This window comes from Mesorhizobium sp. WSM4810 (assembly GCF_055811235.1).
Window position 1 is genome coordinate 86,503 of sequence record NZ_JBVVQV010000011.1, and the last position, 17,584, is coordinate 104,086.

General features: G+C 64.1%; 7 protein-coding genes. 1 reads left to right on the plus strand and 6 read right to left on the minus strand.

Annotation, left to right across the window (positions count from 1 at the left end):
• Positions 1-110: 110 nt before the first annotated feature.
• Positions 111-701, plus strand: a complete 591-nt coding sequence (locus AC0L3O_RS17650; protein ID WP_128174262.1) for a transglycosylase SLT domain-containing protein — start codon at positions 111-113, stop codon at positions 699-701.
• A gap of 13 nt (positions 702-714) precedes the next feature.
• On the opposite strand, the gene AC0L3O_RS17655 is transcribed toward AC0L3O_RS17650, so the two are convergent.
• From AC0L3O_RS17655 to AC0L3O_RS17680, 6 genes are all read right to left on the minus strand, one after another.
• Entirely contained in the window at positions 715-2,931 is a 2,217-nt protein-coding gene (locus AC0L3O_RS17655) for a dipeptide ABC transporter ATP-binding protein (protein ID WP_473536061.1), read from the minus strand.
• A gap of 51 nt (positions 2,932-2,982) precedes the next feature.
• The gene (locus AC0L3O_RS17660; protein ID WP_128174266.1) at positions 2,983-4,140 is read right to left on the minus strand and encodes an ABC transporter permease; all 1,158 of its coding nucleotides are present in this window, start codon (positions 4,138-4,140) and stop codon (positions 2,983-2,985) included.
• A 12-nt stretch (positions 4,141-4,152) separates the two neighbouring features.
• Entirely contained in the window at positions 4,153-5,187 is a 1,035-nt protein-coding gene (locus AC0L3O_RS17665) for an ABC transporter permease (protein ID WP_128174268.1), read from the minus strand.
• A 224-nt stretch (positions 5,188-5,411) separates the two neighbouring features.
• Positions 5,412-7,067: an ABC transporter substrate-binding protein gene (locus tag AC0L3O_RS17670; protein WP_287173564.1), complete on the minus strand. Its 1,656-nt coding sequence runs from the start codon at positions 7,065-7,067 to the stop codon at positions 5,412-5,414.
• Positions 7,068-7,451: 384 nt separating this feature from the next.
• Entirely contained in the window at positions 7,452-15,362 is a 7,911-nt protein-coding gene (locus tag AC0L3O_RS17675; protein ID WP_473616175.1) for a translocation/assembly module TamB domain-containing protein, read from the minus strand.
• The gene (locus tag AC0L3O_RS17680) at positions 15,362-17,290 is read right to left on the minus strand and encodes an autotransporter assembly complex protein TamA (RefSeq protein WP_287300786.1); all 1,929 of its coding nucleotides are present in this window, start codon (positions 17,288-17,290) and stop codon (positions 15,362-15,364) included. The genes AC0L3O_RS17675 and AC0L3O_RS17680 overlap by 1 nt, the downstream gene beginning before the upstream one ends.
• Between the last annotated feature and the right edge of the window lie 294 nt (positions 17,291-17,584).

Sequence of the window (17,584 nt, forward strand, 5' to 3'; positions counted from 1 at the left end):
ACGGAAAACGTCGGAATATCTATCCTCGCTGTGTCCCGGCCAAAGCGGCCGATCAGCCGTTAAGGAACGCTGCAAGATTCCCTTTATGATTCCAGCCTAATCCTCTTCCAATGGGTAGGTCGAGTTTTAGCAAAATTGTAGCCGTTACCGTGCTGCTGGCGCTGTCGGCCTGCGCGACGCCGCCGAGCCATATCAACAATGTCTGCGCCGTCTTCGACCAGAATGACGGCTGGTTCGACAACTGGCAGGCGGCGGCCGAACGCGCCGAACGGAAGCACGGCGTGCCGGTTCCCGTGCTGATGGCGACGGTGCGCAAGGAATCCGGCTTCAAGAGCAACGCCAGGCCGCCGCGCAAGAAACTGCTCGGCTTCATTCCCTGGAAACGTGCCTCCAGCGCCACCGGCTTCTCGCAGGCGCTTGACGGCACCTGGGCGCAATATCAGAGCGAGACCGGCAGCTGGGCGGCGCGCCGCACCAGCTTCGCCGATGCCGTCGATTTCGTCGGCTGGTATCATTCCAAGACATCAGACACGCTCGGCGTCGCCCGCAACGACACCTACAATCTCTATCTGGCCTATTATCTCGGCTGGACGGCCTATGGCCGCGGCAACCGCGGCGATGCCGGCGTGCAGCGCTATGCGCGGGCCACGGAGCAGATGGCTCGGGACTACGCCGCGCAGCTACGCCAATGCGCGCGTTGATGGCGCCACGGATCTAATCGTCCGTCAGCTTCGGCCTCTTGCCATGCGGACGCTGCGGCGGAGCGCCGGCAAAGCCCGGACCGATGCCTTGCGGCGCGTCGTCGGGCACGCCTTCATTGGCGGCATGCTCCTTGTCGAACTTGATCACCGGCTCCATTTTCGCCAGCACGTCGTCGGCAAGCCAGCACAGGCTCATATGACCGTCGCCGAGATGCTTGACCGGCGGCACCTGCGTCTCGCAAAGATTGTCCGGCACCAGCTTCTTGTAGCCGCAGCGGGTCTGGAACGGGCAGCCGGTTGGCGGGTTCATCGCCGACGGGATGTCGCCCTCCAGCACGATGTGCTTCTTGATAACGCTGGTATCGGCGATCGGGATCGCCGACAGCAGCGCCTCGGTATAGGGATGATAGGGCGGCGAAAAGATCTGGTCGGTCGTGCCCTGCTCGACGATATAGCCGAGATACATGACGACGACGCGGTCGGCGATGTAGCGCACCACCGACAGGTCGTGGCTGATGAACAGCATCGTCGTCTTGTTCTTGCGCTGGATGTCCATCAACAGTTCGGTCACCGCCGCCTGCACCGACACGTCGAGCGCCGAGACTGGCTCGTCGGCCACCACCACCTTGGCATCGCCGGCAAAAGCCCGCGCCACGCCGATGCGCTGCTTCTGGCCGCCGGAAAGCTGGCGCGGCTTGCGGGTCTCGAACGCCCGCGGCAGCTTCACCAGGTCGAGCAGTTCCAGCATGCGCTTGCGGCGATCGGCAACGGTGTTGCCGACATTGAATTTTTCCAGCGTGCGGATGATCTGCGAGCCGACCGTATGGCTGGGATTGAGCGTGTCGAACGGATTCTGGAACACCATCTGGATCGACGACACCGTCTCGACGCTGCGGTTCTCGACCCCGATCGACTGGATCTGCTGGTTGCCGAGCGTCACGCTGCCGGAGCTTGCCGTCTCCAGTCCGAGCAGCACCTTGGCCAGCGTCGACTTTCCGCAGCCGGACTCGCCGACAATGGCGACGGTCTCGGATTCGCGCGCCATGAAGGAGATCGTCTCATTGGCCTTGACGACGCGGCCCTCGCTCGAGCCGAACACCTCGCTGCCGCCGACCTTGTAGTACTTTTTGAGATCCTCGATCTTGAGCACCGGCGCGCCGGGCTCGACGCGCTCGTTGACCTTCTTGGCGCCGGGCGGCAGCGCTTCCCAGTCGATCTCGTTGAAGCGCACGCAGCGCGAAAAATGGCCTTCATGGCCGTCGACCGCGATCATCGGGATTTCTGCGGCGTTGCAGACGCCCTCGACGAAATGGTGGCAGCGGGGGCCGAAATTGCAGCCCTTCGGCCGCTCGTGCGGCAGCGGCAATTGCCCCGGGATTGAGATCAGAGGCCGCGAATTCTTGTCGGCGCCAGGCAGCGGGATCGAGCGGAACAGGCCTTGCGTGTAGGGATGGCGCATCCGGTCGAAGACGTCCTTGATCTTGCCGGTCTCCACCGCTTCGCCCGAATACATCACCGTGATGCGGTCGCAGGTTTCCAGGATCAGGCCGAGATTGTGCGACACGAAGATCATCGAGGTGCCGAACTTCTCGCCAAGTCCCTTGACCAGGTCGACGATGCCGGCTTCGACCGTCACGTCGAGCGCCGTCGTCGGCTCGTCGAGCAGCAGCAGCGCCGGCTTCGACAGCAGCGCCATGGCGATGACGATGCGCTGTTGCTGGCCACCGGAAAGCTGGTGCGGAAACGAGCGCATCATCCGCTCCGGATCGGGCAGCCTGACCGAGCGCACCATTTCCAGCGCGCGTTGATAAGCCTCTTCCTTCGACACCTTGTCGTGGATCAGCGGCACTTCCATCAGTTGCTGGCCGACCTTCATCGCCGGGTTCAGGCTGGCCATCGGCTCCTGGTAGATCATCGCGATCTTGTTGCCGCGGATGGCGCGCAGTTCCTCGTCGGACAGCTCGCCCATGTCCTTGCCCTGGAACTTTATCCGGCCGCCGACGATCTTTCCGATGTTGGAGAGGTCGCGCATGATGCCGAGCGACACGGTCGACTTGCCGCAGCCGGATTCGCCGACGATGCCCATCGCTTCGCCAGGCATGACCGTGCAGGAAAAATCCATGACGGCCGGTATCTCGCCCTTGCGGGTGAAGAAGGAGATCGACAGGTTCTCGATCTCGATGATCGGCCCATTGGTCGGCTTGGCGGGATTTCGAACTGCCTCATTCATGGGTCGCTCCAATCCTGGTTCTTTCAGCATATCGGGTCGAGAACCCGTACATCAATCTTTCATCGATTGCTCACGCAGCGAGTCGGCCAGCAGATTAAGGCCCAGCACGAACGACATCAGCGCGATCGTCGGCGGCAGCGCCGGATGGATGAAGGAGCGCAGCAGCCGGCTGGCATCCTTGATCGCGGTGCCCCAGTCCGGGCTCTCGGGCGCCAGCCCCAGGCCGAAATAGCCGAGCGTGCCGAGCAGGATCGTGGTGTAGCCGATACGCAGGCAAGCATCGACGATCAGCGGCCCGCGCGCATTGGGAAGTATCTCCCACAGCATGATGTACCAGGGCGATTCACCGCGCGTCTGCGCCGCTGCCACATAGTCGCGCGTTTTGATGTCCATGACCAGGCCGCGCACGATGCGGAACACGCCGGGGCTGGAGGCGAACACCACCGCCACGAAGATGTTGAGCTGGTTGGGATCGATATGGATGATCCTGAACGGATCGGCATCGAAGACCAGGCCGGCATAGACCCAGCCGCCAATGATCAGCGTCAGCCCCAAGAGGATGTAAAGGCGGTCGGGCCGTTTCTTGTAGCGCGTCCAGAACAGCACGCTGAAGAAGATGATCGGAAACATGAAGAACAGGCCGGCCATCGCATAGGGGATAGGTGTCTCCATGATGCCCGGCGTCACCAGGAGGTAGAACAGCAGGATCACCGGGAAGGCGAGCACCAGATTGGCGAGGAATGACAGCACCGTATCGATCCTGCCGCCATAATAGCCGGCCGGCAGACCGAGCGTGATGCCGACCATCAGCGCAAACCCGGTCGCCGCCGGCGCGATGATCAGCACGATCTGACTGCCGTAGACCATGCGGCTGAACACGTCGCGGGCAAGCTTGTCGCCGCCGAACAGGTAGACAAGTCCCGATTGCGGCTCGACCGCGCCCGGCAGCGCGTCCTTCATGATCGGGATCTGGACAAGCGGATTGAACGGCGAGACGGTCGACGCGAAGATCGCCGTGAACAGCCAGAACAGGCAGATGCCGACGCCGACGATGCCGACGCTGCTGTCGAAGAGCTGACCGTAGAGGCCAAGCCTCTTCTTGTAGGCGAAGCTCGCCCCCATCACCACGACGAGAGCGATCCAGACCGGCCAGAAACGCGCAAGCACGCCAAGCACCACATTGAAGGCGCCGATATATTCAAGCTGCATCCGCTCGATCCCCTATTGAACTCTGATACGCGGATTGAGAAACGCGTAGCCGACATCGGAAATGAGCTGCGTGATCAGGACGATGAACACCGAGACCAGGGAGCAGCCGAGCAAAAGATCGATATCGTTGTTGCCGGCCGCCTCGACCAGCGTGTAGCCAAACCCCTGGTAGCGGAACATCACCTCGACGATGACGACGCCGGTGAGCAGCCAGGGAAATTGCAGCATGATGACGGTGAATGGCGCGATCAGCGCGTTGCGCAGCGCGTGCTTGACCACGACGCTGCCGAAGGAGAGGCCCTTCAGCCGGGCGGTGCGGATATATTGCTGCGTCATCACCTCGACCATCGAGGCGCGGGTCATGCGGGCGATGTAGCCGATGCCATAGATCGCCAGCGTCATCACAGGCAAGGTGAAGTTGTAGAAGGTGATGCCCCGGCTGGCGGAAGCCGCCGAACCGTTCAGCAGGCCGAGCCATGAGGCGAAGATGACGGTGAAAATGACGCCCGAGACATATTCGGGCGTCGCCGTCGAGGCGATCGAGGCGACCGACAAGGTCCGGTCGGTTCGCGAGCCTTCGCGCATGCCGGCGAGGATGCCGATCAGCAGCGAGATCGGCACCATCACCACAAGCACCCAGAACATCAGGATTCCGGTAGCACCGAGCGCCGGGAAAAGCTTCGACGCGACCGTCGTCTTGAACTTGGTCGAGCAGCCGAAGTCACCCTGCAGCACGCCGGAGAACGTCGGCTCGACAGGATCGTTGCAGAAGGCAAAACGTCGCGTGGGTTTGCCCGTTGCCGGGTCTGTGACCGGCTGTTTGGGTACGATACCCAGCCATTGGCCATAGCGGGAGAAGAAATTCTGGCGGTAGCCATGATTGACCAGCCAGTTTTCGAGCTGCTCGGCCGAGGTGTGCATTTCAGTCTGGCTGATCGCCAGCTTTTTCAGATTGGGATCGAGATTGATCAGGAAGAACACGACCATCGTCAGGCACAGCATCGTCAATGCCATGGTGCCGAGGCGTCGAAGGATGAAAGAAAGCATGGCGGTCCCCTGCCGGCTGGTTGGGGTTGAGGCCGGCTCGGAGCCAGCTCGGCCGCAATCGGCAGAGCTGGCTGTCAAACGGACCCTCAGAATGCGATCAACCCTGTCTTATTGCACGCCCCTTTCCGAAGAGTCTGCGCTTTTTTTCTGCGCCGACCTGCGGTTGTGGGATCATGCATGGCGTGGGTGGAAGGGGCGAACCGCCCCTTCCACGATCGATCCGATCAGGCCTCCTCGTCGAGCCAGACCTTGCCGTAGTCGCGCTCGAAGGTCGGGTGCATGGCGTAGTTCTTAACGGAAGCGACCGAATGGCTGTAGAGCTTGCGCCAGTAAGGCTGGATGATGATGCCGGCATCCTGCAGGATCTGCTCGATGTCCTTCATCATTTCCTTGCGCTTGGCGGGGTCGGCAACGGCGAGCGCAGCGTTGAGCTTGGCATCCCACTCCGCATTCGCCCAGCCTGTCTCGTTCCAGGCTTCACCGGTGCGATAGCCGATCGCCAGAACCTGGACGCCGAGCGGCCGCATGTTCCAGTTGGTCATCGACAGCGGGTATTTGGTCCAGTCGTTCCAGAAGGTCGAGCCCGGCAGCACCGTACGCTTGACCTTGATGCCGGCGTCGCGCATCTGCGCGGCGATCGCATCGCCGGTGTTCTTGTGCCAGTCTTCGTCGACCGTGATCAGCTCGTGCTCGAAGTCGGCCTGGCCGGCTTCAGCCATCAGCGCCTTAGCCTTGGCCGGATCGCGGGCAATCTTCGCCAGCTCGAAGTATTCCGGATGGATCGGCGAGACATGGTGGTTTTCGGCAACTGTGCCGGCATTGCCGTAGCCGAGCTGCAGGACGACAGCGTTGTCGACCGCAAGCTGCAGCGCGTTGCGAACCTTCTGATCGTCATACGGCTTGTTGGTCACATTGGTGCGGCAGACGATCGTCGAAGCGGTGACCACCTCGGACTTGACCAGGTCGACACCGTCGAGGATCGACACATAGTCGGCCGACGTCTCGAAATTGGTATGGACTTCGCCGGCTTCGAAAGCGCTGACCATCGCCGCCGGATCGGTGCCATAGTCGATGAACTCGACGCCGTCGAGAAACACCTCACCGTCCCACCACTTGTTGTCTTCGCGGCGTTTGTAGACGACCTTCTGGCCGACATCGTAGGAGACCAGTTCAAATGGGCCGGTGCCGATCGGGCAGGCTTTGAAATCGCCGCCCTTTTCGTCGAAGGTCTTGTGGACGACGAGACCGGGATAGTCGCACACGTTGGGGATGAGCGCGATATCCGGCGAGCTGAGCGTCAGCTTGACCGTGTGTTCGTCGACCTTGGTGACGGCGCTCTCATCCAGCTTGTCGTCCTTGACCAGCGAGCCGAGACGACCGGGCATGGAATTGCCTTCGGCCTTCTTGTCGGCCCAACGCTTGAAGTTGAAGATGACATCGTCGGCGGTGAACGGATCGCCGTTGTTCCAGGTGACGCCCTTGCGCACATGCAGCGTGTATTCGGTGGCGTCGTCGTTGACGTCCCAGCTCTCGAGCAGGTAGGGGCGGAACGTGTATTCGTTCGTGTACTTGACCAGCGGCTCGAGCGCCTGGCGCTCGGCATTGGCGATTTCCGACCAGTCGGCCTTGCGCGGATCCTTCGGATCCTTGATCCACATAGCGACCTTCAGTATGCCGCCTTTCTTGCCCTGCGCGTCCTGCGCTCTCGCCGGCGTCGGGTCGGCGAGGCCGAGCATGCCATAGGCCATCGCCGTGGACGCGCCGAAGACGCTGGCCAAAGCGAGAAACTCGCGGCGATCGACACGTCCGGCCCTGGCTTCCTGGGCCATCGCATGGATGTGATCCGGAACGCGGTCGCCATTACTCTTGTAGATTGTCATCGAGAACTCCCATTGTTGGCTTTCTGCCTTTTACCATTCCGCATCCGGGCCGTGATGTCAAAAACGGCACCGGATTGGGAACATGCCAAGGAATGTGCAACTTTGGAAGGGAAGCAGTTCGCGTGATAACGACAGTCTTGGCGCAAAATTGCTATTGCCCGGCAGATTTCGTTCGAATCTCCGGCATCGATCAAACTGAGACATTCACTACCGCGCCGCACGTCCCGTCGGGCGCGCAACGGACGCTGTAGCGGTTTGATTTTGCGCCGAAATCGATTTCGATTCTCGCGGTCATGCGCGAAGCTTTGCACCGCGCCGGCCGATCGCGGATGAGTGCCAGAACGGCGACGAGGGCTGTCGGACTGCCGGCCACGCAGGCCGGCTTCAGTACTCGCGTTCGTAGAAAATGCCACCCTTGGCTTCGCCGGCATCGGTGGCTTCGCCGCGCAATTTGACGCCGCGGCCGACGTCGAGATCGATCGCCGCCTTGCCCGAACCCGGCTTGTCGCCCTTCTGGATCGTCACATAGGTGCGGTCGTTGAGATATTTGCCGGCCGAGACCGCGGTGCCGCCCTCCTCGTCGGTGACGACGTCGAGATCGTCGACGCCGATGGCGCTGCGCAGGTTCTGGAGCAGTGAGGTCGAGCCGCCGATGCCGGCCAGTTGCGCGGCGGCTTCGGCAAGCTGGGCGATCTGCAGCGGCGACAGGTTCGACATCGAGCGGCCGAAAATCAGTTGCGCCAGGACCTCGTCCTCTGGCAATGCCGGCACCGACGAGAAGTTGAATTTCGGATTGGTCGCCTCGCCCGACACCACGATGGTGACGGTGGTGCTGCTCGTCGTCGATGTCGCCGTGAGATTGAGATATGGCACCAGCGACCCCGAAAAGCCGACCGTGCCTTCGGTGAAGGTCAGCCGCTTGGCCAGGATCGACAGCCGACCGCGCTGCAAGTCAAAGGTGCCGACCGCTTGCGGCGACGATGCCGGGCCGGTCAGCCGCAGCGAACCGCCAAGCTCGGCATCGACGCCCCTGCCCTGGATGAAGATCTGGCTGGGCGCGTTGACCGTGACATCGAGGTTGAGGCCGCCACCACCGCTGCTGCTGCTCGCCGTCGCCGGACGCAACGCCTTGTCTTGCGCGCGCACGGCGGCCGGTGCGTTCTTGTGCCTGATGTTGAGCGCCGCCAGCGAGCCCGGCAACTTTTCGGGAACGGTGATGACGGTCTTGGCCAGGTTGATCGTACCCGAGATCAACGGCGCCGATGCGAGTGGCCCCTTGATGGTCAGGTCGCCGCCGAGATTGGCGGTGACCACCCTGCCGTCGGTGTAGCGACCGTCGACGAGCTTGACCGACAGGTCGGCCGGAAAGCCTTGCGCCGGATTGATGCCGACCGTGCCGCTGGCCGACAGGCTGCCGCGCGTCGACAAATTGCCGGTCAGGCGGTTGATCCTGGCGACGCCATCGCCGATCGCCACATCGGCGGTGATGTCGTTGATTGCAAGTCCCGAGCGTGCATCGATCAGGCGGGCACCTGACGTGCGGACCGTGCCTGTGATCACCGGCGCCGTCGCCGGGCCGCGCACCTTCAGATTGACGTCGGCAGTGCCGCTCAACGACAGGCCTTGTGCGGCCAGTGTCCGGGTCAGGAAGGCGAACGGCACCTTGCCGGAAAAGTCGAGATCAAGCGTCGGCGTGCCTGATGTCGTCATCGTGCCGCCGCCCTTGAGGCCGAGACCGGCGGCATCGCTCATGTTGGCCTCGAAGGTCAGTCGGTTGCCGGAAAACGTGCCGGAGGACGAAACACCCATGCCGCCGAAACCGGCGCCGCGGGTCTGCGACGTCTGGACGCCTGCGGCGTCGACCTTGAAGGCGACGGCCGGATTGGCCGGCGCGCCCGTCACCTTCACCGTGCCCGAGATCGTGCCGGCGGCATCGAGGCCGGGCGAGAAACTGTTGGCGAGCGACATCGGCACCCGCGCCAGCGTCGCGTTGAGATTGAGCGCCTCCCCGACCTTGCCCGAAACCGTCGCCGTGCCGCCGCCGAGGTTGAGTGCGAGCCTGTCCAGGCTGGTGGTGCCGTTGGCGGTGGTGATGGTCGAGGTCTGGGCGATCGCCGCCTTGATGCCGCGCATCGTCGCCTGGCCGGAGGCGAGCTCAACCGTCGTCGTGCCATTGGCGACCCTGACGCGGCCGGCCGCCTTGGCCGGAATGTCCTTGACGGTGGCGCCGCCGGAAAAGCCGGTCCAGTCGCCGTCACGGGTGAGATCGACATCGATGCCGCGAATGACGGTGTCGCCGGAGGTGACGCTGTCGGCCCGGATTTTTCCGGAGATCACCGGTGCCGCGAGATAGTTGCCGATCGATGCATCGATGGTCACCGTCTTCGCCGAAACATCACCGCGTGTAATCGACGCCGTCGAAGCCTTGACGGTGACGCCAGGCGCATTGCCGGTCTTCGAGAACACGATCGTGCCGCGCACGTCGCCTTCCGCCTTTTCCAGCGCAAGCGCTGCCAGCGGTCCGATGTCAGGTAGGTCGAGCGCCACGGTGCCTTCAGGCACGAACGCCTCGTCAAGCGCCAGGTCGCCTGATATCCGGTTCTTGCCGAGCGACAGCAAAAGCCCGTCGATGGCGCGCTTGCCGTTTGACGTCGCCAGCACGGCGCTGCCTTGCAGGGGCTGGCCCGCGACGTTTCCGGTCAGTTGGACATTGGCCGCCGGGTTGGCGGCATCGGCCTTGCCGGTGGCGGTGAGGCTCAACCCGGTGATCTCGCGTTCGGCAACCGAAAGCCGCTCGCTGTTGACCGTCAGCGACAGGTCGGGCGCGGTGCTGGCGCCTTGCGCGTTCAGCGCAAAGGTGATGGCGCCGTTGGCGTCCCCTGACAGAAGCGAGATGTCGGCCAGCGCGCCTTTGATGTCGACGGTGAGCTTGTTGTCGGCAAGGCTGGCCTGCCCGTCGGCGGTCAGCGCGCCGGATACCAGCCTGATCGCATCGGCGGTGACATTGCCATTGGCGTCGCGCTTCAGCGCGGCACTGAGTTCCGTCCGCTGCGCGAGCACGCCGCGCGCTGCCGCCGGCAGCGCCGCGGAAACGGCATCGGTCTTAAGGTTGAGGTCGATGGCGCCGTCGGCCAGCGAGATCCTTCCATTGAAGCCGCTGTTCAGCGCGTCGCTCGTCACCGACCCGCTGTCGATGACGATGGTATCGGTAGCGAGATCGCCGGCGACCTTGGCAGTAATCTTTCCGGCGAGCAGCGGCGCGATGGTCGGATTGTCCAGGCCGATTTTGCCCGTCACCGTACCGGAGATCGGCCCTGTTCGGCCCTTCAGATCGAAGGCGTCGGAATGGAGCGCAAGCGCGATGCCTTCGGCCTTGGCGAGGTTGGTGGCGACCGACGGCAGTGTCGCGGAGATATTCAGCGTCGATTGCGTGCCCTGCCCCGCGACCTCCACCGAAAGCGCCTGCAGCTCGAGCTTGATCGGGCTCTCGGTGCTGCCGAGCGTCAGCGGCAGGCTCGGGCCGGTCGAGGCCAGGTCGAGCGAAAAATCGCTGGCGCCGTTCGGATTGATGGTGCCGGCAGCCTTGCCGGAAATCTTGTCCCCGGCAAGCGTCGCGTTGTCGATGGCGACGCCGCCGGCGGAGGAGAAGCTGCCTGCCGCATCGAGGTTGAGCTGCCCAAGCCCCGCCTGGCGGGTCTGGCTGGTCTCGGCGTCGTTGAGCTGCGCATCGAAACGAATGTCAGGGGCTGCCGACGGTCCCGTCACTTGCGCCGTTCCACCGAGCGTGCCTACGGCGTCGAGGCCGGGTGAAAAATCATTGGCCAGGGCGGCCGGCAGCCGGGAAAACTCTGCCGCAAGGTCGAGCGTCTGGCCGGCGGTGCCGGATACGGTCACCGATCCGCCGCCGACATCGAGCATCAGCTTCTCGATGCTGGCGTTGCCATTGGCGATGCTCAGGGTCGACGGCTGCGCGATCGCCGCCTTGATGCCGCGAATGGTCGCTTCGCCGGAAGCGATTTCGACGCTTGTCGTGCCGTCCGCGATCCTCACCCTGCCTTCGGCCCTGGCCGGAATTCCGGCAACGGTGGCGCCGCCGGAAAACCCGGTCCAGTCGCCGTCGCGCTTCAAATCGACATCGATGCCGCTGATCACGGTGCCGCCGGAGGTGACGCTGTCGGCACGGATTTTACCGGAGATCGCCGGTGCGGCGACATAGTTGGCAATCAGCGCATCGATGGTGACCGTCTTTGCCGAAAGATCGCCGCGCGAAATTGAATCTGTGGTCGCCTTGATGGCGACATGAGGCGCATTGCCGGTCTTCGAGAAGACGATCGTGCCACGCACGTCGCCGTCAGCTTTTTCCAGCGCCAGGGCTGCGAGCGGACTGATATCGGGTAGATCCAGCGCAACCGTGCCGAGCGGCAGGAATCGATCGTCGAGAGCAAGGTCGCCGGAAACTTTGTTGTCGCCCAGTGACAGGCTTAGTCCGTTTATGGACCGCTTTCCCTGGCGCGTTACCAGCGACGCCTTGAAATCGAGTGGCTCGTCATTGACGGATCCGGTGAGCGAGATATCGGCCGCCGGGCTGGCGATGTCGCCCTTCCCCGTCGCGGTGAGCTTTAGCCCGGTGATTTCTCGCGCCGCCACCGAAAGCCGGTCGCTGTTGACCGTCAGCGACAGGTCGGGCGCGGTGTTGGCGCCTTGCGCGTTCAGCGCGAAGGTGATGGCGCCCTTGGCATCCCCGGACAGAAGCGAGATGTCGGCGAGCGCGCCCTTGACGTCGGCGCTGACCTTGTTGTCGGCGAGGCTGGCCTGCCCGTCGGCGCTGAATGCACCTGATACCAGCCTGATGGCGTTGGCGATAACATTGCCGTTGGCGTCGCGCTTCAGTGCCGCGCTGAGCTGCGTCCGCTCGGCGAGCACGCCGCGCACTGCCGCCGGCAGTGCCGCGGAAGCCGCAACCGCCCTGAGGTTGAGATCGATGGCGCCATCGGCCAGGGAGACCCTTCCATTAAAGCCGCTGTCCAGTACCTCGCTCGTTACCGAGCCGCTGTCGATGACGATGGTATCGGTAGCGAGATCGCCGGCGACCTTGGCAGTAATCTTTCCGGCGAGCAGCGGCGCGATGGTCGGATTGTCCAGGCCGATTTTGCCCGTCACCGTACCGGAGATCGGCCCTGTTCGGCCCTTCAGATCGAAGGCGTCGGAATGGAGCGCAAGCGCGATGCCTTCGGCCTTGGCGAGGTTGGTGGCGACCGACGGCAGTGTCGCGGAGATATTCAGCGTCGATTGCGTGCCCTGCCCCGCGACCTCCACCGAAAGCGCCTGCAGCTCGAGCTTGATCGGGCTCTCGGTGCTGCCGAGCGTCAGCGGCAGGCTCGGGCCGGTCGAGGCCAGGTCGAGCGAAAAATCGCTGGCGCCGTTCGGATTGATGGTGCCGGCAGCCTTGCCGGAAATCTTGTCCCCGGCAAGCGTCGCGTTGTCGATGGCGACGCCGCCGGCGGAGGAGAAGCTGCCTGCCGCATCGAGGTTGAGCTGCCCAAGCCCCGCCTGGCGGGTCTGGCTGGTCTCGGCGTCGTTGAGCTGCGCATCGAAACGAATGTCAGGGGCTGCCGACGGTCCCGTCACTTGCGCCGTTCCACCGAGCGTGCCTACGGCGTCGAGGCCGGGTGAAAAATCATTGGCCAGGGCGGCCGGCAGCCGGGAAAACTCTGCCGCAAGGTCGAGCGTCTGGCCGGCGGTGCCGGATACGGTCACCGATCCGCCGCCGACATCGAGCATCAGCTTCTCGATGCTGGCGTTGCCATTGGCGATGCTCAGGGTCGACGGCTGCGCGATCGCCGCCTTGATGCCGCGAATGGTCGCTTCGCCGGAAGCGATTTCGACGCTTGTCGTGCCGTCGGCGATCTTCACCCTGCCTTCGGCCCTGGCCGGAATGCCGGCGACGGTGGCGCCGCCGGAAAACCCGGTCCAGTCGCCGTCGCGCTTCAAATCGACACCGATGCCGCTGATCACGGTGGCGCCTGATGTGACCGTGTCGGCCTTGATCGTGCCGGAGATCGCCGGCGCCTTGAGAAAGTTGGCGACCAGCGCCTTGACGGCGATGGTCTTCGCCGCCAGATCGCCGCGGGAAATAGACCCGCTCGTCATATCGATGACTACCGTCGGCGCGCCACCATCATTCGAGAGGCGGATGCTGCCCTGCACGTCGCCGGCCGCCGTCTGCCCGGCAAGCGCGGCCAGCGGGCCGATATCGGGCGCTTCGAGGGTCAGCGTGCCGAGCGGCAGCAAGCTGTCGTCGAGCACGAGATCGCCCGAGACCTTGTTGTCGGCCAGCGACAGGCTAAGCCCGTTGAGGGAACGCGTTCCGTCACGCGTCACCAAAGATGCCCTGAGATCGAGCGGCTGGTCGTCGACGGACCCTGTCAGTGCGACATCGGCAGCGGGATTGACGATGTCGGCCTTGCCCGTCGCTGTCAGCTTGATCGTCTTGACCGTCCGGCCCGACGCGGTCAGGCTGTCGCTGTCGGCCGAGACCGAGAAATCCGGCGCCGAGCGCGCGCCGCTCGCCGTCAGCGCGAAATTGACGGCCCCGCCGACCGGTACGCCAACCATCGGCGACAGCACCGAGACATCGCCGAGCGTGCCCCTGATGTCGGCCTGGATGTCGGTGCCCGTCGCGCTGGCGGTGCCGCTGGCGCTGAGCGAGCCCGAATTGAGTTGCAGCGCATTGGCGGCAAACAAGCCTTGCGGGTCGCGGGTCGCGGTCGCCGAGAATGTCACACGCTCGCCGAGAACCGGGCGGATCTGCGGCGGCAGCGCAGTCGAGACGGCATCGGCATTCATCTTGAGCGTCATCGCCAGATCGGCCAGCGTCACCTTGGATGTCACCGAGGCATTGAGCGCATCGCTGCGCAGCGTGCCTTGATCGACGACGATCTCGTCCTTGCTGACCGACCCGGCGAGGTCGGCGGTGACCCTGCCGGTCACCAGCGGCGCCAGCGTCGCCACGTCGGTGTTCAGGCCGCCGGCGATAAGCTTGATGGTGACCGGTCCGCTGCGGTCCTGGATGTCAAAGCCGTCGGAATGGATTTCGGCCACCAGATCGTCCACCCGCGTGCCGCCCGCCACCACCGAGACCAGGGACGCGCCGATGTCGATTATCGGCGCCTTGCCGCCGCCGAACGCGCGAGCCGTGGCGCCGGTGATCGCGACCGTCACCGGCTGCGCCGCGGCGCCGAGGCTGAGCACGATTGGTGGACCCTTGGCGGCGAGTTCCACCGAAAGGTCGCTGGCGCCGTTGGGGTCGATGATGCCCGCGGCGGTGCCATGCACGGCATCGCTGTCGATGCTGGCGCGCTCGACCTCGACGCCGCCCGTCACGATCGCGGTTCCGGCGAGGTCGAAGCTGGTCTTGCCGGCAAACAAGGATTTCAGATTGTCGGGCAAGAAGCGCTGGAAGTCGCCGTCGCCCTTGGCCTCGACATAGTTGCCCTTGTCGGTGAGCTGGTGGCGACCTGTGAGCTGGGTGACGATCTGGCCGTCGACGACGAAGGTACCGATGCCGCTCCAATTGGCGACCGGCCCGGTGCCGGTGACGACGATGTTGACCGGCGGCGCATCCGGCAATTTGAGCAGATTGGCGATGATGCCGCCGGCCGGCTCCGACGCCTTCAGATCGAGGTCCAGCTTGTTGTCGGCGGGCGCGAAATGGATGTTGGCGTCGAGCTTGCCTTGCTTGCCGTCGCGGCGGGTGATGTTGAGGCTGGTTGCGAGCGCCAATGGCGCCGCATCGGCCTTGAACGATCCCTTGGCGGCGAGCTCGGCGATACCGCTGCCGACCAGCGCCTGCCCGAGCGCGATTTCCGGCAGGTCGATCTGCTTGATGTCGAGCGACACCGGCAGCGTGGTGGCGCCACCTTGGCTCGGCTGCGTGCCGGCCGCCGGCAGCCGCGCCAGTTCGATGCGATCGGCGCCGATGCGGCCGGCGCTGAAGTTTTTCGACAGAAGCGCCAGCGGCGACCAGTCGACGGCCACCTTGCGCGCCACCAGCCAGGCGCCCTGGCGATCCTCCAGCACCACATGGTCGACCGTCAGCGCGCCGGACCAGATGCCGTCGATGCCGCTGACCGTGACCTTCTGGTCATCGGTCGACGCCACGGTCGAGATGATGCCGGCGAGATTGGCGCGGCCGCGCTCGGTCTTGGTCAGCACGACGAGCGCACCGACCACCGCCGCCACCAGGACGAGCAGCGTGTAAAGGGCAATGCGAAGGATGCGCTTGAACATTGTCATCAAAACGCCTGGCCGATACCGGCATAGATGCCGAAATCCGGGTCGTCGGGATCCGGGTTGAGCGGCACCGCCGCATCGATGCGCAACGGTCCGAACGGCGTAATATAGCGCAAGCCGACGCCGGCGCCGACCTTCATGCCGGAAAAATCCGGGAATTGATCGGTCGAGACGGTGCCGGCATCGACGAACGGCACGACGCCGATCGTGTCGTTGATGGCGATGCGCATCTCGAACGAGGTCTCGAAGAAGGACAGCCCGCCGATCGGCTCTCCGTCGGCGTCCTTCGGACCGATGCCCTGATAGGCATAACCGCGGACCGAGCCGCCGCCGCCGGAATAGAAGCGCCGGTCGGCCGGAACATCCTGAAGGCCGGCGCCGATGATCGAGCCGATGACGACGCGTTCGGCCAGGACGAACTTCGAGGCCGCGTCGAGCGACTGATAGGCCGATCCTTCGCCCCTAAGCTTGACGAAGGCGGCACCGTTCAAAATGTCGTAGCTCGGCTCGGCATAGGCCAGCGCCCTGAATCCGGTCGTCGGGTTGAGCCGGTTGTCGCGGTTGTCGTAGACATAGCGCAGCGGAATGCTGGCGATCAGAAAAGTGTGCTTGCCGAAGGAATCGGTGATCTTCGAATAGTCGAGCGCGACTTCCGCCGAAACCGTCTGCTGCCGGTCGAGGTCATACGACAGGCCGGTGTTGCCCTTGACCGAGAAACGGTCGTAGGCGTCGGGATGCTCCAGCACGGTGTTGGCGCCGGCGAAGAATTTAGACGCCGGCCCGACCACGCCCGGCTTTTCGAACATGATGCCGGCATTGTAGTTGAGCTCGGTCAGTTCGTTGCTGCCGATGCCGCTGATTTCACCCTCGATGCGCAGTTTTTCGGCGCGGCCGAACAGATTGCGGTGACCCCAATAGCCTTCGAGGCCGAGCCCCTCGGTGTTGGAGAAGGTGCCGCCAAGGCCGAAATAGCGCGGCTTGCGCTCGCTCACTTCGACGCCGATCGGGATGTTGCCATCGGCGTCGAGACCGTCGGCCTCCTTCAGCGTCACGCTGTTGAAGACTTCCAGCCCGAGCAGCCGGTCGCGCGCCTCGTCGACCTCTTCCGGCGAATATTGGCGGCCGCGCTTCAGGCCGGTCATGTATTCGGTGAAATCGCGGTCGACCTTTTCGGTGCCTTCGACCGTGGTGTCGCCATAGCCGGCAACCGGCCCGGCGGCCACGGTCAGCGCCACGTCGAGCGTCGAGGTGGCGTGATCGGCAACGATCTCGCGGGCGGTCACCTTGGCCAGCGGCCTGCCGTCCTCCTTGAGCGCCCGCACGATCGACGCCTCGGCCTTGAGCACGGCACCGGAACCGGCATCGCCGCCGGCGATCAGGCCGAAATCGGCGCCCGACAGCCCCGCCGCATCGCCCTCCAGCCTGATGTCGCCAAGCGTGAACTTCGGCCCGGCCGCAATGTTGATCACCACCGGAATCGGCTGCGGACCCGAGAATTCGGCGTCCGGCGGCAAATCGTCGAGCGGCTTGCCTTCGATGGTAATGGTGACGACGCCCTCGTAGCGGGCGTCCGCATAAAGGGCGGCGACAAGCTGATCGCGGTCGGCACGCGCCTTGGCCAGCAGGCCGAGCGAACCGGAGACCGGACGTTCTTCGTCGTCCTTCAGCGCCGAGGCGTTTTCGAGCTTTTCGGCGAGATCCTCGTCGGCGTCGGGCGCCTCGATGGTCACCGCATAGCGCAGCGGATCGACGATGTCGGCATCTTCATCCTCCGACGATCCCCACAGCTTGATGCCGAAGATCTCGAAAGCGGCCGCATTTCCGCTCGCGCCAATCAGTGCAGTCGAGCATAGCAAGGCGGAAAGCAAGGCGAGCGAAAACACGCGCCGTGGCGCGGTTCCTCCCGACATCTGCCTTTCATACGCCGACATTACAACTCTACACTAACGGCCAAAGCTAAAATTGGAATGAAGTTCTGAATTGCTCGTAAACGGGCCACAATCCAAATGCCACAATCCAACTGTCTGAAATGGACAGGGCTTGGAATTCACACCTTCTGCGTCGCCGCAAGAAAGCGTGATCCCTGTCCTGTGGAGGTACTACCGGTCATCGGCCGGAAAGGAAACCGTTGGCAGGCGGGAACCTGCCGCGTCCTTGTGTTGACAAGCTGGACCGAAGCTTGAACATGTCTGGGCGTAACGTGGACGTAACGTAAGCAGTGTCCG

What these genes read in the sequence shown, in the direction of transcription:
- AC0L3O_RS17650 (WP_128174262.1), top strand. Translation starts at nt 111, where the DNA reads ATGGGTAGGTCGAGTTTTAGCAAAATTGTAGCCGTTACCGTGCTGCTG.
- AC0L3O_RS17655 (WP_473536061.1), bottom strand. Translation starts at nt 2,931, where the DNA reads ATGAATGAGGCAGTTCGAAATCCCGCCAAGCCGACCAATGGGCCGATC.
- AC0L3O_RS17660 (WP_128174266.1), bottom strand. Translation starts at nt 4,140, where the DNA reads ATGCAGCTTGAATATATCGGCGCCTTCAATGTGGTGCTTGGCGTGCTT.
- AC0L3O_RS17665 (WP_128174268.1), bottom strand. Translation starts at nt 5,187, where the DNA reads ATGCTTTCTTTCATCCTTCGACGCCTCGGCACCATGGCATTGACGATG.
- AC0L3O_RS17670 (WP_287173564.1), bottom strand. Translation starts at nt 7,067, where the DNA reads ATGACAATCTACAAGAGTAATGGCGACCGCGTTCCGGATCACATCCAT.
- AC0L3O_RS17675 (WP_473616175.1), bottom strand. Translation starts at nt 15,362, where the DNA reads ATGACAATGTTCAAGCGCATCCTTCGCATTGCCCTTTACACGCTGCTC.
- AC0L3O_RS17680 (WP_287300786.1), bottom strand. Translation starts at nt 17,290, where the DNA reads ATGTCGGCGTATGAAAGGCAGATGTCGGGAGGAACCGCGCCACGGCGC.